20 protein-coding genes and 1 pseudogene are annotated in these 24,192 nt (G+C 69.4%); 13 read left to right on the top strand and 8 right to left on the bottom strand.

The annotated features are described in order from the left end of the window. The first annotated feature begins 284 nt into the window (after positions 1 to 284). The 3 genes from BM362_RS19020 to BM362_RS19010 all read left to right on the top strand — a co-directional run bounded on the left by BM362_RS19020 (position 285) and on the right by BM362_RS19010 (position 3,980). The gene (locus BM362_RS19020; protein WP_093574033.1) at positions 285 to 1,046 is read left to right on the top strand and encodes a bestrophin-like domain; all 762 of its coding nucleotides are present in this window, start codon (positions 285 to 287) and stop codon (positions 1,044 to 1,046) included. Positions 1,047 to 1,049: 3 nt separating this feature from the next. After that, a complete protein-coding gene (locus tag BM362_RS19015; RefSeq protein WP_107309545.1) occupies positions 1,050 to 2,330 on the top strand; it encodes a DUF6923 family protein in 1,281 nt (426 codons plus the stop codon). Positions 2,331 to 2,420: 90 nt separating this feature from the next. After that, positions 2,421 to 3,980, top strand: coding sequence for an esterase-like activity of phytase family protein (locus tag BM362_RS19010; protein ID WP_167545364.1), 1,560 nt, complete (start codon positions 2,421 to 2,423; stop codon positions 3,978 to 3,980). A gap of 6 nt (positions 3,981 to 3,986) precedes the next feature. Here BM362_RS19010 and BM362_RS19005 read toward each other — a convergent pair whose 3' ends face one another. Both BM362_RS19005 and BM362_RS19000 read right to left on the bottom strand, forming a co-directional pair. Beyond that, a complete protein-coding gene (locus BM362_RS19005; protein WP_093574031.1) occupies positions 3,987 to 5,000 on the bottom strand; it encodes an autoinducer 2 ABC transporter substrate-binding protein in 1,014 nt (337 codons plus the stop codon). Between the two features lie 98 nt (positions 5,001 to 5,098). Continuing rightward, positions 5,099 to 6,565 carry an alpha/beta hydrolase gene (locus BM362_RS19000; RefSeq protein WP_208865255.1) on the bottom strand — a complete coding sequence of 489 codons (1,467 nt, stop codon included), beginning with the start codon at positions 6,563 to 6,565 and terminating at the stop codon, positions 5,099 to 5,101. 97 nt (positions 6,566 to 6,662) lie between these two features. Here BM362_RS19000 and BM362_RS18995 point away from each other — a divergent pair, with 97 nt between their 5' ends. Continuing rightward, positions 6,663 to 7,121, top strand: coding sequence for a DUF4396 domain-containing protein (locus BM362_RS18995; RefSeq protein WP_093574218.1), 459 nt, complete (start codon positions 6,663 to 6,665; stop codon positions 7,119 to 7,121). Between the two features lie 3 nt (positions 7,122 to 7,124). Here BM362_RS18995 and BM362_RS18990 read toward each other — a convergent pair whose 3' ends face one another. Next, the gene (locus tag BM362_RS18990; RefSeq protein WP_342029807.1) at positions 7,125 to 7,811 is read right to left on the bottom strand and encodes a hypothetical protein; all 687 of its coding nucleotides are present in this window, start codon (positions 7,809 to 7,811) and stop codon (positions 7,125 to 7,127) included. 154 nt (positions 7,812 to 7,965) lie between these two features. After that, the gene (locus BM362_RS18985; protein WP_093574028.1) at positions 7,966 to 10,842 is read right to left on the bottom strand and encodes an AfsR/SARP family transcriptional regulator; all 2,877 of its coding nucleotides are present in this window, start codon (positions 10,840 to 10,842) and stop codon (positions 7,966 to 7,968) included. A 926-nt stretch (positions 10,843 to 11,768) separates the two neighbouring features. Between BM362_RS18985 and BM362_RS18980 the strand changes: the two genes are divergently transcribed. Then, positions 11,769 to 13,739: a S53 family peptidase gene (locus BM362_RS18980; RefSeq protein ID WP_093574027.1), complete on the top strand. Its 1,971-nt coding sequence runs from the start codon at positions 11,769 to 11,771 to the stop codon at positions 13,737 to 13,739. Between the two features lie 62 nt (positions 13,740 to 13,801). Here BM362_RS18980 and BM362_RS18975 read toward each other — a convergent pair whose 3' ends face one another. Continuing rightward, on the bottom strand, positions 13,802 to 15,022 hold the full coding sequence (locus tag BM362_RS18975; protein ID WP_093574026.1) for an MFS transporter: 1,221 nt from the start codon (positions 15,020 to 15,022) through the stop codon (positions 13,802 to 13,804). Between the two features lie 101 nt (positions 15,023 to 15,123). Between BM362_RS18975 and BM362_RS18970 the strand changes: the two genes are divergently transcribed. The 7 genes from BM362_RS18970 (at position 15,124) to BM362_RS18940 (ending at position 22,116) form a co-directional block, all read left to right on the top strand. Beyond that, entirely contained in the window at positions 15,124 to 16,497 is a 1,374-nt protein-coding gene (locus BM362_RS18970; protein WP_093574025.1) for a purine-cytosine permease family protein, read from the top strand. A gap of 43 nt (positions 16,498 to 16,540) precedes the next feature. Beyond that, positions 16,541 to 17,215 (top strand): SDR family NAD(P)-dependent oxidoreductase, encoded by a 675-nt coding sequence (locus tag BM362_RS18965; protein WP_067592263.1) that lies wholly within the window; start codon positions 16,541 to 16,543, stop codon positions 17,213 to 17,215. Beyond that, positions 17,212 to 18,237, top strand: coding sequence for an S-adenosylmethionine:tRNA ribosyltransferase-isomerase (locus tag BM362_RS18960; protein ID WP_093574024.1), 1,026 nt, complete (start codon positions 17,212 to 17,214; stop codon positions 18,235 to 18,237). The genes BM362_RS18965 and BM362_RS18960 overlap by 4 nt, the downstream gene beginning before the upstream one ends. A gap of 114 nt (positions 18,238 to 18,351) precedes the next feature. Next, positions 18,352 to 19,407 carry an ABC transporter substrate-binding protein gene (locus BM362_RS18955; RefSeq protein ID WP_093574023.1) on the top strand — a complete coding sequence of 352 codons (1,056 nt, stop codon included), beginning with the start codon at positions 18,352 to 18,354 and terminating at the stop codon, positions 19,405 to 19,407. 25 nt (positions 19,408 to 19,432) lie between these two features. After that, positions 19,433 to 20,209, top strand: a complete 777-nt coding sequence (locus BM362_RS18950; protein ID WP_067592269.1) for an ABC transporter ATP-binding protein — start codon at positions 19,433 to 19,435, stop codon at positions 20,207 to 20,209. After that, positions 20,196 to 21,080: an ABC transporter permease gene (locus tag BM362_RS18945; RefSeq protein WP_067592271.1), complete on the top strand. Its 885-nt coding sequence runs from the start codon at positions 20,196 to 20,198 to the stop codon at positions 21,078 to 21,080. The genes BM362_RS18950 and BM362_RS18945 overlap by 14 nt, the downstream gene beginning before the upstream one ends. 46 nt (positions 21,081 to 21,126) lie before the next feature. Next, on the top strand, positions 21,127 to 22,116 hold the full coding sequence (locus tag BM362_RS18940) for a YdcF family protein (RefSeq protein WP_093574217.1): 990 nt from the start codon (positions 21,127 to 21,129) through the stop codon (positions 22,114 to 22,116). On the opposite strand, the gene BM362_RS18935 is transcribed toward BM362_RS18940, so the two are convergent. The 3 genes and pseudogenes from BM362_RS18935 to BM362_RS50585 all read right to left on the bottom strand — a co-directional run. Then, complete coding sequence (locus tag BM362_RS18935) at positions 22,117 to 22,332, bottom strand: cold-shock protein (RefSeq protein WP_093574216.1); 216 nt, start codon at positions 22,330 to 22,332, stop codon at positions 22,117 to 22,119. Positions 22,333 to 22,465: 133 nt separating this feature from the next. Next, positions 22,466 to 23,032: a tachylectin-related carbohydrate-binding protein gene (locus BM362_RS18930; protein WP_167545362.1), complete on the bottom strand. Its 567-nt coding sequence runs from the start codon at positions 23,030 to 23,032 to the stop codon at positions 22,466 to 22,468. Between the two features lie 89 nt (positions 23,033 to 23,121). Further along, positions 23,122 to 23,421, bottom strand: a pseudogene (locus BM362_RS50585) (trypsin-like serine protease); the annotation flags it as partial. Positions 23,422 to 23,732: 311 nt separating this feature from the next. Between BM362_RS50585 and BM362_RS46885 the strand changes: the two are divergent. Beyond that, a complete protein-coding gene (locus BM362_RS46885; protein WP_143132452.1) occupies positions 23,733 to 24,041 on the top strand; it encodes a hypothetical protein in 309 nt (102 codons plus the stop codon). Positions 24,042 to 24,192: the final 151 nt, after the last annotated feature.

Below are 24,192 nucleotides of genomic sequence, written 5' to 3'. Positions count from 1 at the left end.
CCTCCTTTTCGGACATCGCCGGTGCTGTTGTCCGGTCGACAACGATAAGTGCGTCACCGTGAGTCTGCTGCCGTAACCCGGTCGAGTGCGCGCGACCGGTATCCGAGCTTTTTCCTTGCCAGGCAAGAGCAATGGGGGGAACGCGTATCCGGGCCGCTGCTCCGATCCGGCGAACCCCGGCGGCCGCGGACGGCCACCCGGCTGAATCGCGGGTTTCTCCGTTGTCTGTTCCGGAATCGGCTGGATAGCGTCGGCCAGCGTATTTCCCGCGCGAAAGGAACCGGATGAAAGTCTACGTGACCGGGGTGTTCTGGGTCGTCGGCGCGGCGATCGCGGCCGCGGTGATCGGCTATCTCGTCCGGCGCTTCGGCTGGGACGAGGGCCGCCGCGACAACAACGACGCCGCGGGGCAGGTGTTCACCATCGTCGGCGGGCTGCACGCGGTGCTGGTCGCGTTCGTGCTGATCTCGCTCTTCGACGCCGTCACAGCGACGCGCGAGGGTTCCTACACCGAGGCGGAAGGCCTGGTCGCCGCCACCTGGTCGGCCCAGGCGCTGCCTGGTGACACCGGCGAGCAGGTGCGGCATCTGGCCATCGCGTACGCGACGACGGTGTCGAAGCAGGAATGGCCCCGGCTCATCGACGACGGGCCGCTCCCGGACACCGGCTGGACGCAGCTCGACCAGATGCGCCGCGTCGTCGCCGGCGCACAGGCCAGCGACGACTGGACGAACGACCGGAAGAAGGACGCCGCCGACCAGCTCTGGCAGGTCTACCAGGCCCGGCAGACCCGGCTCACCGGTGCGGAAACCGACGGCGTCGGCTCGGTGATGTGGTTCGCGCTCATCCTCGGCAGCGTCATCTCGATCCTGCTGCCCAACCTCTTCGGCGGCACGCGGATGGCCGCGCACCTGGTGATCGTGTCGACGCTGGCCGGCACGATCGTCCTGCTGTTGTACGCGATTTACCAGCTGCAGAATCCTTATGCCGGAGGCGCGAATGTGCATCCGGACGCGTTCACCTCGGCGATCTCGCGGCTCGGCTGACCGGTGCGAGGTTCCCGGTACCTGACTGTGGTGGCCGCCGCGGCCGCGGTCGCCGGGCTGCTCGTCGCGTCCGGGTGGCTGGCTCCGGCCCGCCAGCGCGCGGCCGCGACGTCCTGCCGGGTGCTCCAGGTCGAAAGCCGTGATGGGAGGTCGTCCGGCATTGTGCGGCTGACCTTGCCCTCCGGCTCGCGACATCTGTTGCACCACAGTCCCTTCGCACTGAATGCCATCGCGTATTCGGCGGCGCAGGACGTGACGTACGGCGTCGCCGACGGACGCTTTCACGACGGCTGGCACGCGGTGCGGATCGACTCCGGCGGCGAGTTGACCGACCTCGGCGCGGTCGGCCGCGAAACGCACCACGGCGTGTGGAGCTGGGTGACCGGCGCGACGGCCGGGGCGATGTCCGGCAATTCTTGGTACGTGAAGCGGGCGACCAGTCTGTACACAGTGGACGTTGACCCTCGCAGCTCCGGCTATCTCACTGCGACCGGGCCGGTGTTGCTGCATCCGTGGTGGCTCGCGGCGGGCGTCGACGATTTCGCGTACAACCCGGAAGACGGTCTGCTGTACGGGGTTTCGTCCACGGGCGAGGGCGCGGTGGTCACGGTGAATCCGGTGAGCGGGAAGGTCGCGAAGGTACCGGGGGAGCAGTTTCCGGAGGCGACTTACGGTGCCGTCGTGTTCGGGCCGGACCGCAAGCTCTACGCGACCGCGAACTGGATCGACGGGAGGAGCGTCACGTACCGGCTGGACGACGACGGCGCAGTGGAGGTGAGTACTGGACCGCCGTTGGCGATGTCCGACGGTGCCGGGTGTTTGGCGGAACCCCCGCCGCCGCCTCCGCCACCCCCACCGCCTCCGTCGTCCTCGGCCCCGCCGACGACCTCGTCGCCACCCTCGTCGCCGACGTCCCCGTCCCCGACGCCGTCGACCACGCCGTCCCCGTCCCCGACGCCGTCGACTACGCCGTCCCCGCCGCCGTCCTCGGCGAGCCCCACGCTGCCGCCCTCATCGTCAACGCCGTCCTCCCTGCCACCCACCATGCCGAATCCGGTCATCCTGTCCCCGCAACCGCCGGACGTGATGATCCGGCAGATACCGATGCCCCAACCCCCGGCACCGCCACGTGCCGAGCCGGTGAAGGCCATCCAGAAACCGCCCGAGAAACGCGCGGCGAAAGCACGGAACAACGTCAAGAAGCAGCGGCGCTGGGGCATTACGGCGGTCCTGCTGATCGTCGGGGGAGGTGCAGTAGCGGCTCGAGCACGGCGTGCTCGTTAACGCGGCAGTCGTCTCGATGACGGACGTTGTCCAACTCGGCCGTCAAGACTTCCTCTGGCGTCGAAACGACGCCAGAGGAGGAGAAAGCCGATGAAAAGCGTGAAGATCGGGTTGGTCGCGCTGGTGCTGCCGCTGGCCGCCGCGGGACCGGCCGAGGCCAAGGGCCGCCCGGACGACCATTACCGGGTGCGGGCCGGGCACACGCTGCAGGTGCGTGGCGACGCTCAGCGCGACGGTGCGGTGGTCCGGCACACCGATCCTGGACACGGCGCACTGGTCATCGGCCCGGACGGATCGTTCCGCTACACGCCCGCCGCCGGGTTCACCGGCCGCGACACGTTCACTTTCACCGTGAGCGACGCGGTCCGGCTGTATCCGACGGACTTGCCGCCGCTCGGCACTGTCGGTGGCGTCAAGATCACCGGCGGCGGGTACGGGTCGGCGCTCACTCCGGTGCCAGGTTCGCGCGACGAGTTCTACGGGCTCACCGACCGCGGGCCGAACGTCGACGCGCCGGATGGGTCCAAAGTGGAACCGCTGCCGTCGTTCACGCCCGCCATCGGCAAGTTCCGGCTCAGGGGCGGGAAAGCCGTACTGGAGCGGAGTATTCCGCTGCGTGCGGCCGACGGGTCCCCGTACAACGGCCAGGTCAACACCCTGGCGAACACCGGCGAGACCATCGTGGACCTCAGCGGCGCGAAACTGCCCGCGTCGCCGAACGGCTACGACTCCGAAGGGCTCGTCGCGCAACGCGACGGGACGTTCTGGGTATCGGACGAGTACGGCCCGTTCATCACGCACTTCCGCGCGGACGGCCGTGCGGTCGAACGGCTCTCGCCGTTCGACGGTTCGCTGCCGGAGGAACTGAAGAACCGCGTGCCGAACAAGGGCATGGAGGGCCTCGCGCTCACGCCGGACGGCCGGACACTCGTCGGAATCATGCAATCCGCGCTGCAGCAGCCGGATCTCACGAAGAAGCCCAGTAAAGTTCCTGCGCTGCGGATCGTGACTGTCGACCTGAAGACCCGTGCCACGCACGAGTACGCCTATCTGCTCGACAACCCGGGCGAGACCAGTACCGCGGTCTCCGAGATCACCGCGCTGTCGGCCACCCGGTTCCTCGTGGACGAGCGTGACGGTAATGCCGGGCCAGGCGCGTACAAGAAGCTGTTCGAGATCGACCTGAGCAAGGCGACCGACCTCGGATCGGCGGCGAAGGTGCCGGGCGCGACTTACGATGCGGCCAAGGGCGGGCTGCTCGTCGACGGTGGCAAGAGCATCGAAGCGTACGTCGGCAAGGCCACCACCGCGGAGGCCGCTGACGCGCTGGCGAAGGTCGGTGTGACGCCCGCGGCGAAGAAGCTGTTCCTCGACGTCGGCGGCCTGGTGACCGGGCTCGACCCGAGCGGCGGCTTCTTCGGTCACGACAAGGTCGAAGGCGTCGCGACGACCGACGGCGGCCGCACCGTGGTGATCAGCAACGACAGCGACTTCGGCATCGACGGTGTCGCGAACTCGGCGGCTCCCTACACCCTGCACGCCAAGACGCAGCCGAACGGCCGTCAGGACGACGGCGAGTACCTGAAGGTGGACATGACGAAGCTGCCGGCGCGGACGCGCACGCTGACGGTGACCGTCGACGTGCGCTGAGGACCGTCAGTACTTGAACTGATCCACGTTGTTCTGCGTGATCAGCAGGGGATCGCCGAGCAGGACCGTCCGGGTGGCCGCGTCGTAGCGCACCGCGGGGAGCTCCGGGCTCACGTTGTTCTTGGGCCGCAGCGGGGTGCCGGTCGCGAGCTGCTCGGCGGTCCAGGCGGTGAGGTAGCCGAGGGATTCGACGTTCCACAGCACCGTCATGGAGCAGGAACCGTCGACCAGGTACGGCTTCATCGTCTGCGGCGTGCCGGTGCCGACGGTGAAGACCTGGCCGATCTTTTGCTGATCACGCACCGCTCGCGCGATGCCGGGCGTCGCCGTGGTGCACTGGCCGATCATGCCGGTGAGCTTCGGATGTCGGTTGAGGATCTCCTTCGCCAGCTTCGTGGCGGTGGTGGTGTCCTCGTCGGCGTACACCGTCTCGACCAGCTTCGCTTGCGGATAGCGTTGTGCCGCATACGTTTTCTCGGCTTCGATCCACCAGTTGAGGTTCGCCGCGGCGTGCCCGCACGAGACGATCGCGTACTCGCCGGTCCCGCCGGTTTTCTTCATCAGCGAGTCGACCAGCGCCGAGCCGATGCCCTCGGCCGTCGTCTGGTTCACGAAGACCTCGCGCTGGGAGCCGGCGGCGTCGGTGTCGGTGGTGAGCACGTGAATGCCCTTCGCCCGTGCCTCCGCGATCGTCGGGGCCAGCTCCGCCGGATCGTTCGGGGCGACCGCGATGACGTCCACGCGTTCGGCGATGAGCTGGCGCAGGATCGCCGTCTGTGCGGCCGGATCGACCGACGCGGGGGCGCGGAGGGACCACTTCGCGCCGAGCCGGTTGGCGGCCGCCATGCCGCCGGCATTCATCGCGTCGAAGTACGGGATGCCGCCGATTTTCGGCACGAAGGCGATTTTCGCCGGCTCCGGGGCCGAGTCCGACAGGACCGGCGAGCAACTGCCCGCCACCGCCGCCGCGGTCGCCACCAGCGCCGCGCCCAGCACGAGCGTTGTGGTCCGCCCTCGCATCCCCCACCGTTCCCCGGCTATGTGACCTGGCAGCCGAAGGTAGGGCCAGTGGCGGCAGGGGGTCAACCGAACGCGACCAAACGGTTACGCAAGCGAGTTCAACCGCCGGACGGCGCAGCCTCCTCTCCGCCCGCCGGACACGTCCCGTCCTGGGGGAGTTCACCGGTCAGCAGGTAGTGCGCGGCCTTGTCGTCGACGCACGGGTTGGGCTCGTTGAGGTAGGCCGCGTGGTTGCCGCCGCCGTCGACGAGCAGGCTCGACCCGCGCAGCACCCGGTGCATCCGCTGTGCGCCGACCAGTGGCGTCGCTGGGTCGTCCTTCCCCTGCAGCAACAGGATCGGCGGAACGGAAGCCGACCCGATCCGGACCTCGGGCGTCGCCGGGACCTGCCAGAACGCGCACGGCGCGCTGTACCAGCTGTTGAGCCAGGCGAACAGCGGCGCGGACGTCGCCGACTTCGCGGTGTCCGCGTGCCAGGCCGCCCAGGTGCGCGGCCAGCCCGCGTCGGCGCAGTTGTAGGCGAGCTGACCGGGATCGACCGCGTACTGGGCCTGTCCGGCGGCGACGTTCAGCCCGGCCGAATCCCCGCCGCGGTGGCTCGCGACCGCCTGCATCAGCGACGGCCAGGCCCAGTCGCCGTACATCGCGGACGCCAGCAGATCGTCCAATTCGGACACTCCGGTCTTGCCGTCCGCCGGTTGTGCCGCGAGTTTCTCGCGCAGCTCGCTCCACGCGGCCTTGACCTCGGCCGCGGTGGTGCCGAGGTGATACGTGCTGTCGCGCGCCGCGGTCCAGGCGAACAGTTGCCCGGCCCGCGCTTGCAGGGCCGCGTTTTGCTGGAATTGCGTGTGATACGTGGTGACCGTCGGGTCGACGACGCTGTCCAGGATCATCCGGCCGGTGTGCGCCGGGAACAGGGTCGCGTACGTGGCGCCGAGCTTGGTGCCGTAGGAGTAACCGAGGTAGTCGATCTTGTCCTTGCCGAGCGCTTCGCGGATCCGATCCATGTCGCGCGCCGCGTTCTCGGTGGTGACCTGCTGCAGCAGGTCTTTCCCGTTCGCCGCGCAGTATGCCGCGATCTGCTTGGCCAGGTCCTCGCGGTGCCGCTCCTGCGGCAGGTCTGCCGGTTGGTACGGCGCCGCCGGATGCGGCGCGAGTTTCGAGGTGTCGCCACAGGAAACCGGTGTGCTCGCCCCGATTCCGCGCGGATCGAAGCTGAACACCGCGTACTGCTGAGCGACGTCCTGCGGCAGCTGGCTGAACACGAGCTTCTCGGTGCCCAGCCCGGACGCGCCCGGTCCGCCAGGGTTCACCAGCAGGAAATGCGGCGAGCTGAGACTGCCCATGCCGGACACGGTGAGGGTGATCTGCTTCCCGTCCGGTTTCGCGTAGTCGAGCGGCACCCGCAGGCTCGCGCACGACACCTGCCGCGGCGTCCCGGCCGGGCACGCGCCCCACTTGAGCGAGGACGTGCGCGCGCTGGCGGCCGGGGCGCTGAGGAAGCTTCCTAGAAGGAGAACGAGGACGAATGCGGTGGCGCACCGACGCGCCGAGTTGATCACCACACTTCCGGTTATACCGATTCGCCGCAGCGGCCGGGCGACAGTCATCACATCGGGCGACCTTGTGCGGCATATACCCCGCAGGGGTATAGTCGGCGGCATGAACGAACACCAGCACGGCGCGTCTTGGTCCACCGCCGCCCAAGCGACGCTGCACTGCCTCACCGGCTGTGCCATCGGCGAAGTGCTCGGCATGGTTCTCGGCACCGCGTTCGGCCTGCACAACGCGGCCACTGTGGTGCTGTCCATCGTGCTGGCGTTCGTCTTCGGCTACGCCCTCACCATGCGCGGCGTGCTCAAGTCGGGCCTCGCGCTCGGTGCAGCTTTCAAGGTCGCGCTCGCCGCCGACACGGTGTCGATCGCGGTCATGGAAGTCATCGACAACACCGTCGTCGTGGCGATTCCGGGAGCGATGGACGCGGGATTGTCGAGCGGTTTGTTCTGGCTGTCGCTGGCGTTGTCGCTCGCGATCGCCTTCGTGGTCACGGTTCCGGTCAACAAGTGGATGATCGGCCGCGGACGCGGGCACGCCGTCGTGCATGCCCACCACCATCACTGAGCCTCAGCAGGCGGGCACGGCCGCGTCGGCTCGGAGGTGGGCCCCGGACACATAGTGCCCGGGGCCGATCCGGTTCCAGCGGGTCGTTCCGTCCACCGAATCACCTCGCACGGAACACTCGATCGGCACCTGAGCGGCATCGGCGGCCAATCCGGCTGGCGGCGCGTCGTTGCTCGCGGACGTGCGCACGACCAGCGGGGCTCCGCCGGTTACCACGCCGGTGGCCGGCGCACTGCCGGTCCACAGGAAAGTGACGTCCACGTAGCTGTTGCCGTTGAGGCCGAGACCGTCCCAGAACGTGCCGTCGGCCAGGTCGAGACCGGCTGGATTGCGCACGGTGCGGCCGCGTTCGTCCTTGCCGCCGTTGAAACCGTCTTGGAAGGCCGCTTGTGCTTCCGGCACGCCTTGCGGCAGCGAACCGAACGTCGCGCGCCGATCGGCGGGGTTCCAGTAGTCGTCGTGTTCGTTCCACGGCCCGACATCCCACACGGGCGCGTATTCGCAGCGCGTGCCGTCGGTGCGGCAGACCCGGACGGTGAAGGTCCCTCTTCCCTTGGCGGACACCGTTTTCGTCGACGGGAGCGCGACGAAATGGTCTCGTTCGGTGATCCGGTGCCCGCTCGAGGTGGTGCCGCCGACGAGTCCTTCGCGGGTCGCGTAGAGGCGGTAGGTCAGCGGTCTGTCCAGCACTCTCCTGCCGTGCTGGGGTTTGGCCCAGGCGGGAGCTGGAGTCGACAAAGCGATAACAGTCGCTGCGAGAAGGACGTGACCAGCCGCTTTCGGAGTGTTCATCAGCGCATCGTGGCCCGGCGCGCGGGTTTGGCCGCGCAACCGGGCCCGCGCGTCAGGCGGACACGATCCGGTGCGGTCCGGTCTTGCGCGGCCGGTCGTCGACCGGGGTGTCGGCGGACAGTTCGCGGCGGATGGCCCGCGCGCGTTCGGCGTAGCCGCGGGACCGTTCCGGCTGGCTGAGCGCGGAGTGGAGTTCGCCGAGGAGCTGAGATACTTCGGCTTCGGATCGGCGGTCGCCGTTGCGGCGGTGCACGCTCAGCGAGTTCACCAGCAGCAGCTGCGCGTGTGCGAGATCGCCGCTGTACAGGCACAGCGCGCCCAGGTTCTGGTTCGCGTAGCCGACGCAGTGGTCGTCGCCGAGATCGGTGAACACGGCGATGGCGCGCGTGACGTGTTCGCGGGCTTCGGCGAGGTTGCCCTCGCGCTGGTGCAGGAGCCCGAGTCGTTGCAGCGCATGGGCTTCCCGGTGCCGGTCGCCGATTTCGCAGGACAGCTCAAGGGCGTCGGTGTACCAGCGGCGCGCGGTCGCGTAGCACTTGCGCGCGACCCAGATCGAGCCGACCGCGATCCGGATCACCGCTTCGCCGTGCGGATCGCCCGCCTCGCCGAACAGCCGGAGCGCTTCGTGGCAGGGTTCGAGCGCGCGGTCGGTCTGGCCTTGCATTCGCAGCACGGTGCCGAGGCCGGCGTAGGCCTCGCCGAGTCCTTGCTGGTCGCCGATTCGGTGGTACAGCTCGCGTGCTGCCTCGAAGGCGACCATCGCGTCCGCGTCGTTGTCTTGGTACAGCAGGACTTGGCCGAGGTTGCGCTGGACGACTGCCTCGCCGCGGATCGCGCCTGCCCGGCGCGCCGCTTCCAGTGCGATCAGGTGGGTGGCGTGCCAGTCGTCTTGGTGGCCGCGGAGGTCGAAGTACGGCGTGAGGGCCACGGTGAGCCGCCAGGTCAGGTCGTCGAAACCGCGTTCGGCGGCGAGCCCGACGGCGGCGACGCAGGTGGCGCGTTCGGCGGCGAACCAGGCGGCGGGGTCGGTCAGCAGCCGGTCCGCTTCCGGCGGCGGGGCCAGGTCGGTGTCGTCGTGGTACTGGCCGAAGAAGTGGATCGGCATGCGTTCGGCGGCTTCTACCGCCAGCGCCAGATATCCCTCCAGCACGCGGCCGATCGCGGTGCGGGTTTCGCCGGGCTCGGCCAGTTCCGCGGCGTAGACGCGCAGAAGGTCGTGCAGGCGGTAGCGCGGCTGTCCCGCGACGTCGGTGGCGACCAGTTCCACCAGGTGGGCGTCGACGAGCACGTCGAGCACGTCGTCGGCGGACGGGCGGCCCAGGACCGCGGCGACTGCCCAGGCGGGGAACTGCACTGGGCCCAGCGCGCCCAAGCGGCGGAAGGCCGCGGCGGCGGACATCGGCAGGAGGTCGTAGCTCAGGGTCACGCTCGCCCGGACGGCCAGATCGCCGACGCGCAGCTCGTCCAGGCGGCGGTGCTCGTCGTGGAGACGGTCGGCGAGGATGCGCAGGGACCAGGTCGGCCGGTGGGTGAGCTTGGCTCCGGCTACCCGGATCGCGAGCGGCAGATGCCCGCATTGGCGCAGGATCGCCGCGGCGTCTTCGGGTTCGGCGGCGACCCGTTCGCGGCCGACGATGCCTTCCAGCAGGCGCGCGGCTTCCGGCTCGGGCAGGAGGTCGACGTCGACCGGCATCGCGCCGGCGAGATCGGGCAGGCGGATTCGGCTGGTGACCACTACGGCGGACGCGCCCGCGCCGGGCAGCAGCGGACGTACTTGGGCGGCGCCGCCCGCGTCGTCGAGGACGATGCACATCCGGCGGCAGGCGAGCTGGGAACGCAGGAGTGCGGAGCGTTCGGCCAGATCTCGGGGGAGGCCGGAGTCGGGGATGCCCAAGGCGCGCAGGAGTTCGGCCAGTACGCTCATGGGCGAGCGTGGCGACGACGAGGTTCCGGCCAGGTCTACGTGTAACTGCCCGTCTGGGAAAACGGTGCGGACGGCGTGCGCTACCCGTACGGCGATCGAGGACTTGCCGATGCCTGGTGCTCCGGAGAGGACGACGATCGTGGGGCGTTCCGCTTCGGCGTGCTGGCGGAGTTTCGCGACCAGGTGCTCGGTTACTTCGCCGCGGCCGGTGAAATCGGGCAGATCCAAGGGGAGTTGGCAGATCGGCGGGACCTTGGCGCAGGGGACTTCGAGGGTGGTGCGGAGTTCGCGGAGTGCGGCACCGGGGCTCGCGGACAGTTCGTCGGCGAGGGTTTGCTCGACTAGCTCGTAGGCTTCCGCGGCTTCGGTGGTGCGGCCCGCGTCGCGTAGTGCGGTGATCAGGTGGTGCCAGAGTTCTTCGCGCAGCGGGTGTTCGGTGACCAGGGCGCGGAGTTCGGCGATGACTTCGTTGTGCCGGCCCAGATCTAGCCGGGCGCGCAGGCGTTGTTCTTGTACAGCCAGGCGTAGTTCGTCCAGGCGAGCGACGGCGGGGCCCCAGGTGGGGTCGTGGGGGAGGCCTTCCAGTACTTCGCCGCGCCAGAGCGAGTGTGCTTGATCCAGCAGGGCCAAGGCGGTTTCCGGGTGGTCTTGGGATTCCCAGGCTTGGGTGGCGAGGCGGGTGAAGAGCAGGTGGTCGAGTTCGTCTTCCGGGACGGTGAGGAGATAGCCCGAGGCGCGGCTGGTGATGCGGTCGGCCAGGTCGGGGGAGGTTTCCGCCAGGCGGCGGCGGAGGGAGTGGACGTAGGTGCGGATGTTGGCGGCCGCGGAGCGGGGGGCGGTGGTCGGCCAGAGGACCTCGACCAGGGCTTCGGTGGACACGACGATGTTCGGCTGGAGGGCCAGTGCGGCCAGCAGCAGGCGGGGCTTCGGGCCGCCCAGCGGTACGGCCCTGCCCTCGGCGATGACCTCCAGCGGCCCCAGGATCCGGAAGGTCAGCGAAATCAATTTACCCGCCTTGGCGGCAAGGTCCCCATGGTCGGCATGCTAGGAGCGTTTGGGTCGGTTAGCTAGATCCGCTGGGGGAGGAATACCCCATATGGGGTGATATCGGGGGTGGATGTCATCAGGTGTTCGGCTGGGGTGGGGTGAATTGTTTTCATGTGCGGGCTGAGGGGGCTCGTCGCCTGGCGGCGACATTGGCCCGGTCGCTGGCGTGGGGCACCCCGAAGGTTGAGTGTGCTGACGGGCGGCGGGTGCTTGTCAAGGCGGGAAAGATGCCTTGACAAGCACCCGCCGCCCGCAGGGGGCTTCGGATCGGGGTGCGGGGGAGGGGCTGGGTGTCTCGACAGTTGGGTGCGTTGGTGCGGTTGGGGGTCTTGATGGTCGGGTGCGTTGGTGCGGTTGGGGCGCGTCAGATGCACCGAACGCCACATTGGGTGCGTGGGATGCACCCGCCACATTGGGCGCATGCGGTGGTGGCCGGGGGGAGCGGTCGGCGAAGGGGGCGTTGCGGGAATCTGGGTCTGTGAAGGGGTCCCTCGCGGGGGTGGCGGCAGGTCGTGAGGGGGGCCTCAGGGAATCAGGGTCTGTGAGGGCTCCCCTCACGGACGCTTCGGGGGGCGGCGTGGCGGACGGGTGAGGGTTTGGTGGGGGTGATCGAGATTGTGCGACCTTCGTAGGTGGTGTCGTGGGCTGTCTAGTGCTGTGCGGGGATTGCGGGAAACGGGCATTTTTCCGATTTAGCTACATTCCGCTGTGGACAGTGCGGATGAAACGGACTTTGGTCGCAGTTGTCCCTTGTGTCGCGATGAGGGGAGCAGATAACGGTTCCGCACCGGGAAGCCGGACGCTTCCCTGGCGGGCGGGGGCAGTCCTAATCTCGTTCCGGCGGCAGGCGGGGGTCGAGGGCCGCGCAACACGAGGGAGTTGCTGTGCGTAGAAGCGTCACCATGTTTCTTTCGCTGGCGGTGGTGGGCGGTTTAGCCGCTTCGCCTGCCGTGGCGTCGGCTCAGGGGCGGGCGGACATTCCGCAATCGCATCCGGTGTGGGCCAAACCGCAGTCCAAGGTGGCCGACACGGCCGGGTCGTCCACTATGGACTTTCGGGTTTACTTGAACCTCAAGGACCAGGGCGCGGCCGAAGCCGCCGCGCAGTCGGTGTCCGATCCGAACAGTCGCGGCTACCGGCGTTATCTGTCGCCGGATCAGGTGCGGGACCAGTTCGCGGCTACCGACCAGACCGTCTCGGCAGTGAAGAATTGGCTGTCCGCAAGCGGATTCGGCATCGGCGAGGTGCCGTCCAACCGAGCGTACGTCGAGGCCACCGGTACCGCCGATCAGGTGCAGCGCGCGTTCGCCGTGACCCTGGGCAAGTACCAGGTCAAGGGGCAGACGCTGCGGGCGGCGGACAAGGACCTGTCCGTTCCGGCGGCGCTGGCGAACGACGTGCTCGGCGTCGTCGGCGTCGACCAGGCGACGAACCTGTTCAAGCCGGACCACACCGACGGTGCGGACGCGCCGGCGAAGAAGCAGTCCCGGGCACAGGCCAGCCCGTCGACCGCGCCGCCCAGCAACGGGTTCCGCAACTCGGGTCCGTGCAGCGCTTACTACGGCGAGAAGACCGACACGACTGACCCGGCGTACAACGGCAAGCAGCTTCCGTACGCGCCGTGCGGTTACACGCCCGCGCAGTTGCGTTCGGCGTACGGGCTGGACCAGGTCGCGAAGTTCGGCGCGGACGGCCGCGGCACCACGATCGCCATCGTGGACGCGTTCGCGTCGCCGACGATCTACGCCGACGCCTCGGAGTACGCCAAGCGCAACGACCCGGCGCACCCGCTGACCAAGAAGCAGTTCAGCCAGCACATCTTCCCGGCGAACCCGGTGCTGGAGCCGCCGGACCAGTGCGACGCTTCCGGCTGGTACGGCGAGGAAACCCTGGACGTCGAGGCCGCGCACGGGCTCGCGCCGGGCGCGAACATCCTGTACGTCGGCGGGCAGGACTGTGAGGACCTGTCGCTGGACACCGCGCTGAACTACGTCGTCGCGGGGCACAAGGCCGACATCATCTCCAACTCCTATGGCGACACCGGCGAGGACATTCCGGCCGCCGAGGTCAAGGTGTTCAACCAGATCTCGCTGCAGGCGGTGCTTGAGGGCATCGGCGTGTACTTCTCCTCCGGCGACAACGGGGACGAGGTCGCCCGCCTGGGCACGCCGTCGCCGGACTTCTCCGCCTCGGCTCCGTGGGTGACCGCGGTCGGCGGCACGTCGCTGGCGGTCGGCAAGGACGGCAAGCGGATCTTCGAAACCGGCTGGGAGACCGGCAAGTCGACGCTGGCCAACGGTGCCTACGCCCCGGCGTTCCCGGGCGTGTTCAACGGCGGCGCGGGCGGCGGCACGAGCCGGCTGTTCGGCCAGCCCTTCTACCAGAAGGGAATCGTGCCGGACGCGCTGTCCACGAAGAACCAGACCGGCGGCGCGAAGGGCCGCGTGGTCCCGGACATCTCCGCGATCGCCGACCCCAACACCGGCTTCCTGGTCGGCCAGACGCAGACCTTCCCGGACGGCGTCTACTACGACCAGTACCGGATCGGCGGCACGAGCCTCGCGTCGCCGGTGTTCGCGGGCGTGATGGCGGTGGCCGACAGTCTCGACCACTACCACCACGGGTTCATCAACCCGGTGCTGTACCAGCTGACGTCGGCGATCCACGACGTGCAGCACGTCGACGGCGCGGTGCAGCGGGTGGACTTCGCCAACGGGACCGACGCCAAGGACGGCCTGCTGACCTCGGCGCGGGTGCTCGACTACCCGAACCTGACGATCCACACGACCAAGGGCTACGACGACGTGACGGGCCTCGGCTCGCCCAACGGAGTGGCGTTCCTGTTGCTGGTGTGACCGAGGGGTGAAGGAAGGGCCTGCCGGGAATCCCGGCGGGCCCTTCCTTTCGAAGCCGTCCTTCACGGCACGCGGACCGGCGGGTGCCGCAGCGCGCGGACGGCGGGCGAGCGCAGCGGGGACAGCGCGGCGACGGCGATGACGATCCCGCCGACGAGGACTACCTGCGGCGCGCCGAACGCCGCGGCGAGCGGTCCGGCCAGCAGTTCGCCCACGGGAATGCCCGCGTAAGAACCGAAATCGTCGAACGCGGCCATCCGCGACAGCACATGCCCGGGGATGTTCTCCTGTATCGTCGTGTCCCAGGCGACGCTCATGACGCCCGCGCAGAACCCGGCGACGAAGGTCGACCCCGCCAGCACCGCGAACCCCGCGTGCAGGCCGAGCGCGATCAGCGGCAGCACAGTCAGGGCGGCACTCGCCAGTCCCGCCGGCAGCAGCCGTCGCGGTGCGAGCCGGTACATCACGAGCCCGGACAGCAACGCTCCCACCGCGCGCACGCTCAGCACCACGCCCCATCCGGCCGCGCCGATCGTGTCCTGCGCGATGCCGGGCCCGAGCACCAGCCAGCCACCGGTGAACACGATGTTGTAGACGGTGAACGCGGTGACCACCCGCCACAGCCACGGGATCCGCCAGAACTGCCGCCAGCCGGTTCGCACACTGTGCAAGACACTGTCTTGCACAGTGTGCTCCGCCGGGGGCAGCGTGATCGCCTGGTAGAGCAGGGCGGCGAGCACGAACGACACCCCGTCGGCGGCGATCGCCCAGCCGCCGCCGACCGTGCCGACGAGAACGCCGGCGACGGCCGGACCGGCCACCTTGGTGATGTTCCGTCCGGTGGCCAGCAGCGAGTTCGCCTGGCGCAGCGATTCCGCCGGAACGATCTGCGGCACGATCCCGCGCAGCACCGGCGTGGTGAACGCGGTGCAGACGCCGCCGAGGAACTCGGTGACGGCGATGGCGGCCAGCGAGTAGTTGCCGGTGAGCAGGATGGTCGCGGCGACCAGTTGCGCCGCACCCGCGCCGAGGTTCGACAGCCGCAGCACGCGGTTGCGCGGGAACCGGTCGCCGACCGCGCCGCCGACGAGCAGGAACGTCAGCAGCGGCACGATCCCGGCGGCGAGCACGACGCCGAGGTCGGTCGGGCTGTGGCTGCTGCCCAGCACCGCGAACGCCAGTGCGACCGGGGTCATGGCGCTGCCCAGCAGCGAGACCAGCCGTCCGGTGTAGAAAACGGCGAATGCGCGCTGGCGCAGCGGAGTGCGCGGTCTTTCCCCCACCCCGCGATCCTGACGGGAACGGGTCGGGAACGCCACAGAGTATTGGCGCGGCCGGGCGCTCCGGTTCAGACTCACGGGTCAGCCGGGAGAAAGGACAGCGCATGAGCGGGATCGACGCCGAGGTCTTCGGCGGCCGAATGCCCTCCGGAGCAGGGGATTTCGCGATCGAAACGCACGGAATCGCCCCGATCCCGCCCGCGAACCGGTTCGGGCGGCCGTGGCGGCTCGCGGGCGTGTGGTTCGCCCCGAACCTCACCATGACCGCCGTCTTCACCGGCACCCTCGGCGCGACGCTCGGGCTCGGCTTCACCACCGGGTTCGTCATCGCGCTGATCGGCACCGTGGTCGGTTCGCTGCCGGTCGCGTGGCTGTCCACCTGGGGGCCGCGCACCGGCACTGGTCAGCTGCCGCTCGCGCGGCTGCCGTTCGGCCGCGGCGTCGTGCTGCCCGGCCTGGTGCAATGGCTCGGTTCGATCGCCTGGGACGCGCTGGTCGGGCTGTTCGGCGGCGAAGCACTGGCACAGCTGACCGGCTTGCCGTTCTGGGCGGCGGTGCTCGTGGTGCTGGTGTTGCAGTGCACGCTCGGCGTGTTCGGCTACGCGGTGATTCACCGGGTCCAGGCCGTGATGAGTGTGGTGCTGGTTGTCGCGTTTGTCGCGCTCGCGGTAAAGGTGGTGCTTGATCACCCGATCACGTTCGCCGATTCCGCGACTGGCGGCGATTTCGCCGGAGCCGTCGTGCTGTTTTCCACAATCACGCTCAGCCTCGCTATTTCCTGGGCTCCTTATGCGTCGGATTTCAGCCGTTACTTGCCCGCTTCGACGCGGCCGAGCGGCGTCTTTTGGTTCACGCTGCTCGGCCTGACCGCGTCGTACGCGCTCGGCGAGGGCATTGGTCTCGCCCTCGGCACCGCGCTGGGCGACCAGACCGCCGCCGGGGTGTCGACGCTGCTCGGCGGTGGCGTGCTGGGTGCGGTGGCGTTGCTGGTGATCGCGCTGGCGGCGGTGTCGTCCAACGCGATGAACGACTACAGCGGTTCGCTCGCGTTGCAAACTGTCGGCGTTCGGGTGCGTCGTCCGGTATCCGCGGTGGTCGTGACGGTGCTGGCGTTCGCCTTGATCCTCTGGATGCACAGCGGCGACCTGGCGGCGAAATTTCAGAACGTGCTGCTGGTGGTGAGTTACTGGATCCCGCCGTTCCTCGGTGTCGTCGTGCCGGATTGGCTGCGGCGCACGCGTCGTGGTCGCGAGGTCGATGTGCTGGCTGAGCTGCGCCGACCGGTGCGCAGCTGGGCCGCGCTGGCGGCGTTCGTGGCGGGCTTCGCGGCGGCGGTGCCGTTCATGAACACGACTGTCTACACCGGACCGGTCGCCGCGGCGCTGCACGGGGCGGATCTGGCCTACTACGCCGGGTTCGTGGTTTCGCTGGCGGCGTACACACTGCTGCGCGGACGACGGACGGTTGACCTCCAGTAAGGTAGAGGTCGCACGCTGGCAGGTGCCTACTCCTGGAGGGACCATGCCAGTAGCTGTTGTCACCGGCGCTTCCGCCGGTCTTGGCCGGGCGCTCGCCGCGGCTCTCGTCCGTCGCGAATGGACAGTGCTGGGCACCGGGCGAGACCCGGGCACGCTGCGCGCGGCCGCGGCGGACCTCGGGTTCGCCCCGGTGCCCGGCGACGTCACCGATCCCGTGCACCGCGCCCAGCTCGCCGAAGCCGCCGGATCCCGGCTCGACCTGCTTGTCAACAATGCCAGCACGCTCGGGGCCAGCCCGCTGCCCCCGCTGGCCGAGTATCCGCCGGACGAGCTGGAAACGGTCTTCCGCACCAACGTTTTCGCGCCGCTCGCGCTCACTCGGCTGCTGTTGCCCGCGCTCACTGCGGCAAAGGGAGTGCTGGTGAACATCAGCTCCGACGCCGCCGTGGAGGCGTACGAGGGTTGGGGCGGCTACGGTTCGGCGAAGGCCGCGCTGGACCAGGTGAGCGCGGTGCTGGGCGTGGAGAACCCGGACATCGCGGTTTACGCCGTCGATCCCGGGGATCTGCGCACCGCCATGCACCAGGCCGCTTTCCCGGGCGAGGACATCTCGGACCGGCCGCTGCCGGAGGCCGCGGTACCGGCTTTCCTGCGGCTGCTGGAGGAACGTCCGGCGAGCGGCCGGTTCCGGGCAGCGGATCTGCAGGTGCGGTCATGACCGCACCGCGCACCCGGTTCGACCTGGCCGAGGACCGCAGCGCGTCCGCGCCGCCCGAAGCGCGCGGCCTCGCCCGGGACGAAGTGCGGCTGCTCGCGGCCGGTCCAGAGGGCGTGCGGCACGCCGCTTTCCGCGAGCTGGCGGCGTTCTTGCACCCCGGAGATCTGGTGGTAATCAACACTTCTGGCACGCTGCCGGCTGCGGTCGACGCCATCCGGGACGACTACGTCATCACCATCCACTTCTCCACTGAACTCGACGACGGCACCTGGGTGGTCGAACTCCGCGCCCCTGGAGGTCCTCTTCTCGACGGGCGCGTGGGGGAGCGGCTCCGCCTGCCCGCCGGTGCCGTCGTCACGCTGCGGGAGCCGCACGTCGCCGATGCGCAACGACTGTGGCGCGCGAAGATCGAAGTGGAAGGCGAGGTCCCGCGGTATCTCGCGAAGGTCGGGCGGCCGATCCGCTACGGCTATGTCCCGCGTGCGTGGCCGTTGCCGAATTACCAGACTGTGTTCGCGCTCGATCCGGGTTCGGCGGAGATGCCGAGCGCGGCCCGGCCGTTCACTGCGGAGCTGGTCACTCAACTCGTCTCGCGCGGTGTGCTGTTCGCGCCGATCCTGTTGCACACCGGCGTCTCGTCGCCGGAAGCCGGGGAACCGCCCTACGGTGAGCGATTTCGCGTTCCGGCAACAACTGCCGCGTTGGTCAATTGGGTGCGTGACCAGGGTGGACGTGTTATCGCAGTAGGGACAACGGCGGTGCGCGCGATCGAATCGGCCGCGAATCCCGGGGGGCTCGTCACCGCGGCGGCGGGGTGGACCGAACTGGTGCTCGGCCCGGACCGGCCGGCGCGCGCGGTCGACGGTTTGCTTACCGGATTGCACGCGCCGGAGGCTTCTCACCTGCTGCTGCTCGAAGCGGTCGTGGGTCCGGAGCTGGTGCAACGGGCTTACGACGCGGCAGTGCGGCGGGAGTATCTGTGGCACGAGTTCGGCGACGTCTCGCTCCTGGCAAGCAGGTGAGGCCCGGGCCTGTCAAGTAATCCCACACAATTTCCCGGGATGCGGATGCATATGCAGTCTCGCGGGTGAACGTGTCATTCTCGCCCCGTTCCGCTGACCGCGAAAGGGCCATTTGTGCGTACATTTCCGCGAACCCGATTGCTCGCTTCCGCACTCGCCGCGCTGACGGTGCTCGGGGCGCTCGCCGGGTGTTCCCGCGCGGACCGCACTGAGGCCGCGACCGACCAGGGCGCCGCCGGGGAGGTGCGCGTCGGCTTCTTCCCGAACGTGACGCACACCCCCGCGCTGATCGGGGTCAAGAAGAACTTCTTCGCGCAGAACCTCGGCGGCGCCAAGCTCACGACCCAGACGTTCAACGCCGGTCCCACCGAAGTGAACGCGCTGCTCGGCGGTTCGCTGGACGTCGCGTTCATCGGCTCCGGGCCCGCGATCAACGCGTTCACCAAGTCCAAGGGCGCGATCCAGCTCGTGTCCGGCGCGGTCACCGGCGGCGCGCAGCTGGTGGTGAAGCCCGGGATCACCTCGGTCGACCAGCTCAAGGGCAAGACGATCGCGACGCCGCAGCTGGCCAACACCCAGGACGTCGCGCTCAAGAAGTTCCTCGCCGAGAAGCACCTGGCCGGCCAGGTGAACGTGACCAACCTGGACAACCCGAAGACGCTCGACGCGTTCCGCAAGGGCGAGGTCGACGGCGGCTGGCTGCCCGAGCCGTGGTCGTCGCGGCTGGTCACCGACGCGGGCGCGAAGGTGCTGGTCGACGAGAAGTCGCTGTGGCCGGAAGGCCGGTTCCCGACCACTGTCGCGATCGTGCGCAGCGAATTCCTCAAGCAGCACCCGGACACCGTGCGCGCGCTGCTGAAGGGCGAACTGCAGGCGATCGACTGGGCGAAGAAGAACCCGGCCGAGGCGAAGACCGTCGTCAACGGCGCGCTCAAGGAGCTGTCCGGCAGCTCGCTCAGCCCGGCCGTGCTCGACCGCGCGTTCGCGAACATCGAACTGACCACCGACCCGGTGCCCGCGCAGTTCCCGCAGCTGGCCAAGGACTCGGTGACCGCGGGCGTCGTCGACCAGGTGGCGGACCTGAAGGGGTTCGCCGACTTCGGCCCGCTCAACGAGGTCCTCAAGGCACAGCAGCTGCCCGCCGTCAACGCGCCCGAACTGGCGAAGTGACGTCCCGACCGGAAGGCGATCCGCGATGACCACCACCCTGGCGCGACCAGTGACCGCCGCCGTGCATCTCGACCGCGTGGGCAAGGTGTTCGGCTCCGCCGGCAGTGCCGTGACCGCGCTCGACGGGGTCGACCTCACCGTCGAACCGGGCGAGTTCGTCTGCCTGCTCGGCGCGTCCGGCTGCGGCAAGAGCACGCTGTTGAACCTCGTCGCCGGTCTCGACCAGCCGTCCGCCGGTGAGATCACTCTCACCACTTCGCGGCCCGCGGTGATGTTCCAGGAGGCCGCGCTGATGCCGTGGCTGACCGCCTCCCGGAACGTGGAACTGCCGCTGCGTCTCGCTGGCTTCGGCCGCTCCGAGCGTCGTGAGAAGGCCGCTGAGCTGCTGGATCTGGTGCGGTTGAGCGACGCGGCAGGCAAGCGTCCGCACGAGCTGTCCGGCGGGATGCGGCAGCGGGTCGCGCTGGCCCGCGCGCTGGCCGCGACCCACCGCGTCGGCGGCGACGACGGCAACGCGCTGCTGCTCATGGACGAACCGTTCGCGGCGCTCGACGCGATCACCCGCGACGTGCTGCAGAGCGAGCTGCTGCGGGTGTGGCGCAGCACCGGTACGTCGGTGCTGTTCGTGACCCACGACGTGCGCGAGGCGGTCCGGCTCGGACAGCGAGTGGTGCTGCTGTCGTCGCGTCCGGGCCGCGTGGTCCGCGAGTGGCACGACGTGCCGTCCGCCGACGCTGAACTGCTTGCCGAGGAGATCACGGCCGATCTGCGAAAGGTGATCAGCACCCATGCCGCAGCCTGACCAGGCGGCCCCCGACCTAGACGAAGCCGTCGGCGCCGGTCTGGACCGGCTCGACACCCCCACCGGCGCGCGGCCCACGTCGCTGCGCCGTCGCTTCGTGCGCGGCTTCCTGCCGCCGGTCGGCGCGCTCGTGCTGCTGGTGATCATCTGGCAGATCCTGTGGGCCGCCGCGTTCTGGCCGGAGACCACGCTGCCCGCGCCGCTGGACGTCTGGGCCGAGTTCTGGAGCACGGTCACCGACGGTTCGGTGTTCGGCTTCATCTGGACTTCGGTGCACCGCGCCGCTTTGGGCTTCGCCGCCGGGGTCGTGATCGGCACGCCGCTGGGCATCCTGGTGGCGAAGGTCCGCGTGGTGCGCGCCGCGATCGGCCCGCTGCTGAGCGGATTGCAGAGCCTGCCGTCGGTGGCCTGGGTGCCCGCCGCGGTGATCTGGTTCGGCATCAACGACGCGGCGATCTACTTCGTCGTGCTGCTCGGCTCGGTCCCGTCGATCGCGAACGGCCTCGTGTCCGGCATCGACCAGATCCCGCCGATCCTGCCGCGCGTCGGCAAGGTGATGGGCGCCGGCCGCTTCGCCGCGGCCCGGCACATCCTGCTGCCCGCCGCGCTGCCCGGGTTCCTGGCCGGGCTCAAGCAGGGCTGGGCGTTCTCGTGGCGCTCGCTGATGGCCGCGGAACTGATCGCGCGTTCGCCGAGCCTCGGCGTCGGGCTGGGGACGTATCTGAACGACGGTTCGTCGTACAACTCGATGCCCAAGGTGATCGCGGCGATTTTCCTGATTCTGTTCGTCGGCGTGGCGATCGAGTTGATCGTGTTCCGTCCGCTGGAGCGGTCGGTGCTGCGGTCGCGGGGCCTGACGGCGTCACTCTGAGTACCTGCCCGCGCGCAGCCCGGACGCGGCAGACAGAATGCCGACCATGACATCCGGGCTGTTCGCGATCGCATCCGTGCTCGTCTTCGTCGTCCGGTTCGCGCGCGAGCCGCGGCGGGTCGGCAACGCGGTGTGGTTCCTGGTCGCGCTCGGGTTCACCGGCCTGTGGCTGCTGACGTTTTTCAACCACGTCGAATGGGCTCAGTTCGCGATCATCGCGGTGGTGGCGATCGTCGGCGGGCTCGGCGCTTTGGCCCTGCCGTGGGCGCTGATCGCGAACGGCGTCGTGATGCTGCGGCGCGAGGGACGGCGGCTGGCGAACCTGTTGTCGCTGCTGGCCGGACTGGGCCTGCTCGCGGTGTACGGCCTCGCGCTGAGTTCGCTGGTCTTCGACGACCAGCCGTTGCTGCGGGTGGCCGCGATGGCGGTGCTGTTCGTGACGGGTTACCTCGCGTTCCTGTTCACGGCGCTGCTGCTGTACTCGATTCTCTACAGCCGGGTCACCCGGCGCGCCCGCGCCGGAGCGGTGGTCGTCCTCGGCTCCGGGTTGCGGGGCGACCGGGTCCCGCCGTTGCTGGCCAGCAGGCTCGACCGCGGGGTGCAGGTGCAGCAGCGGTCTCCGGGCGCGTTGCTGGTGGTGTCCGGCGGGCAGGGCGCGGACGAACAGACGTCCGAGGCGGACGCGATGGCGCGGTATCTGATCGAGGCCGGGGTTCCGCCGGAACAGATCGTGCTGGAGGACCGGGCGACGACCACCGGCGAGAACCTGCGGTTCAGCGTCGCTTTGCTTGCGCGGCGGGGGTTTTCCGGGCCGATTCTCGCGGTGACGAACAACTACCACGTCTTCCGCACGGCGGTGCTGGCGCGGCAGCTGGGGTTGCGGCTCAACGTGATCGGGGCGAGGACGGCGTCGTACTTTGTGCCCAGTGCGTTCTTGCGGGAGTTCGTGGCGTTGCTGCTGGAGTACCGGAAGACGAACGCGGCGGCGTTGCTGTTGTTGGGAGCGGGGCCGTTTTTGCTGTACCTGCTCAGCTGATCAGACGGCGCGAACCCGGATCGCGCGCCAGCGGCAGCTGTCCTGTTCGGCGCGTTCGGCGGTGAACCGCACGTTGTCGCCTACGGTCAGGAACCGGAATCCCTCGGCCTCGATCATCGAGAAATGCGCCCAGACCGGACCGTCGACGGCCGCTGATTCAAGGACGCCCCAGCCCTCTTCGACTTCCCAGCGCACAACCTTCCCGAGATGTTCCACGATGGCCAGCTTAGGGAAGGACCGCCGTGCCGCACAGGGAATCGCGGCACGGCGATCTTTTCCTAGCGAACCACGGTGCAGGAGTTGCGCTGCGCCTCCACGTCGGAGAACTTCTGCCGTCCGCCGTCGCCGATCACGGTCGGGCCGGGGACCAGGTGCCGCGGTAGGGCAGGTAGCGGTACCAGCGCAGTTCGCCCTTGTCGGTGACGGTGTAGAGGACGTCCGCGCCCGCGGAGGTGATGCGGGTGAACGCGTTCCGGCTGCCGTTGCCGACGAGCTTCGGGTGTAGAGCACGCCGTCGCCGCCGGTGATGAGGTTGTAGGAATTCCAGCCGGTGCCGAGGGGTTCGGTCAACCAGGTCGTAGCGGCGGCGGGAGAGCGAGCCGTCCGCGTTGACCATGTAGATGTCGCCGCGGCTGTCGATGGTGATGCGGTTGTGGTTGGCCGCGTTGTCGAACCCGGTCCAGCCGGTGGCGAGGACGGTGCGCGAGTCGGCCGTCCAGCCGGTGCCGTTCCATTGGTAGCGGTAGCCGTTGTCGTTCGCGCGGATGCCGTAGACCAGTCCGTCGGGTCCAGCGAGGAGACGGACGTAGCCGTTCCAGCCGCCGGCACCGATCGTGGACTGCTGGGGTGCCGGTTCGGATGCTGGTAGAGCTGCGGGTCGCTGGTGACGGCGAAGAGCGGAACCGTTGCCTGGCACTGGATTGCCAGCTCGGGTGCCTGCGCGCGGATCCAGTCGACGAGGTCGTCGGTGCGGGTTTCGACGCTGCCCTGGCGGGTCTCGGTGACGGTGCGGCAGCCGTGCTGCCACGACCGCGAGTTGATCCCGGCGAGCTGGGGAGTGTCGTTCGCGGTGGTGCGGATCGCGTCGCCGAGGCAAGCGTCGTGCCCGTCGGCGTTGGTGAGGCCGAAGGTGGTGGCGGCGACCGACGCGGTGGTGAAGAGCGAGGTCGTGGCCTTGTCCGGAACCCAGGTGTCGGAGGTACGGCCGAACCCGGCGACGGTGAGCGTTTCGCCCGCCGCTGGAGCGGTCCGTCCTAGGGCGATCGGGGTGACGTTGCCGATCGGGGCGGCGAGCTCGGCCAGCACCAGATCCCGATCCGGCCGCGGGACCGGCGCGACGACCTTCGCGGTGTGACGGTGACCGGACTGGCCGGCGACCCGGACCAGCCGGCACGCAACCGCTGGCGGTGACGATCCACTGCGGTCCTAGGAGAACGCCGCTGCAGCCGTGCCCTTCGGCAGCGACGGCCAGCCTGAAGCGTGGGGGAGTAGTCACGGCAACGTTATCGAGCGCGGAGTGCGGTATTACCGGGCGGTGCCGGTGAGCGGGAGTGCCGTTGCTGCGCCAGTATCCTGACTGCGAAGCGGCGCACATGATCTCGGCAGCGAGAGGCTCTGTGCGACGAGATCTTGTCGAGCGCGGCGAGGACGCCGCGGCGGAATGGGTCGTTTCGTGCACCGACGCCGAACTGCTTCGGCCGCGCGTGCATCGCTCATTGGGTGTTGCTGAAGGGGCCGTCGACGCGGTGTGCGTGCACGAGGGGAAGCCGCGGAAATTGGCGCGGGCTCCGCGGAAGAAGCCGCCAGAGTTGTCGGCGGGGGAGCTTCGCCGACGCTTCGGCGGATCCCGGGCCTGCGCGGTGAAGGCGACGTTGCGGGCGTCCAACGGCGTCCGGGCGATCGCGACAACGGCGGGTACCAGCTGAAATACCGAACCGGGGTGCCGACGACTCCTGGAGAGAAGCCTTCCAGTGGAAGGACATCGGTGACTGGTTCGCCGACGAGGAAGCGGGCTGACTTCCCCCGCACAGCAAAGCGGGCCGGGGGACCGGACAAACCGATCCCCGACCCGCCTGG

The sequence above is a fragment of the Amycolatopsis rubida genome (genome assembly GCF_900115345.1).
GTDB classification, from domain to species: domain Bacteria; phylum Actinomycetota; class Actinomycetes; order Mycobacteriales; family Pseudonocardiaceae; genus Amycolatopsis; species Amycolatopsis rubida.
Note: the sequence above shows the minus strand (reverse complement) of the source record. Positions and strands in the feature narration are given on the sequence as shown.

Excerpts from the sequence above, each read along its gene's own strand:
- BM362_RS19020 (WP_093574033.1), top strand. The coding sequence starts at position 285 with ATGAAAGTCTACGTGACCGGGGTGTTCTGGGTCGTCGGCGCGGCGATC.
- BM362_RS19010 (WP_167545364.1), top strand. The coding sequence starts at position 2,421 with ATGAAAAGCGTGAAGATCGGGTTGGTCGCGCTGGTGCTGCCGCTGGCC.
- BM362_RS19005 (WP_093574031.1), bottom strand. The coding sequence starts at position 5,000 with ATGCGAGGGCGGACCACAACGCTCGTGCTGGGCGCGGCGCTGGTGGCG.
- BM362_RS18995 (WP_093574218.1), top strand. The coding sequence starts at position 6,663 with ATGAACGAACACCAGCACGGCGCGTCTTGGTCCACCGCCGCCCAAGCG.
- BM362_RS18970 (WP_093574025.1), top strand. The coding sequence starts at position 15,124 with ATGAGCGGGATCGACGCCGAGGTCTTCGGCGGCCGAATGCCCTCCGGA.
- BM362_RS18965 (WP_067592263.1), top strand. The coding sequence starts at position 16,541 with ATGCCAGTAGCTGTTGTCACCGGCGCTTCCGCCGGTCTTGGCCGGGCG.
- BM362_RS18960 (WP_093574024.1), top strand. The coding sequence starts at position 17,212 with ATGACCGCACCGCGCACCCGGTTCGACCTGGCCGAGGACCGCAGCGCG.
- BM362_RS18950 (WP_067592269.1), top strand. The coding sequence starts at position 19,433 with ATGACCACCACCCTGGCGCGACCAGTGACCGCCGCCGTGCATCTCGAC.
- BM362_RS18945 (WP_067592271.1), top strand. The coding sequence starts at position 20,196 with ATGCCGCAGCCTGACCAGGCGGCCCCCGACCTAGACGAAGCCGTCGGC.
- BM362_RS18940 (WP_093574217.1), top strand. The coding sequence starts at position 21,127 with ATGACATCCGGGCTGTTCGCGATCGCATCCGTGCTCGTCTTCGTCGTC.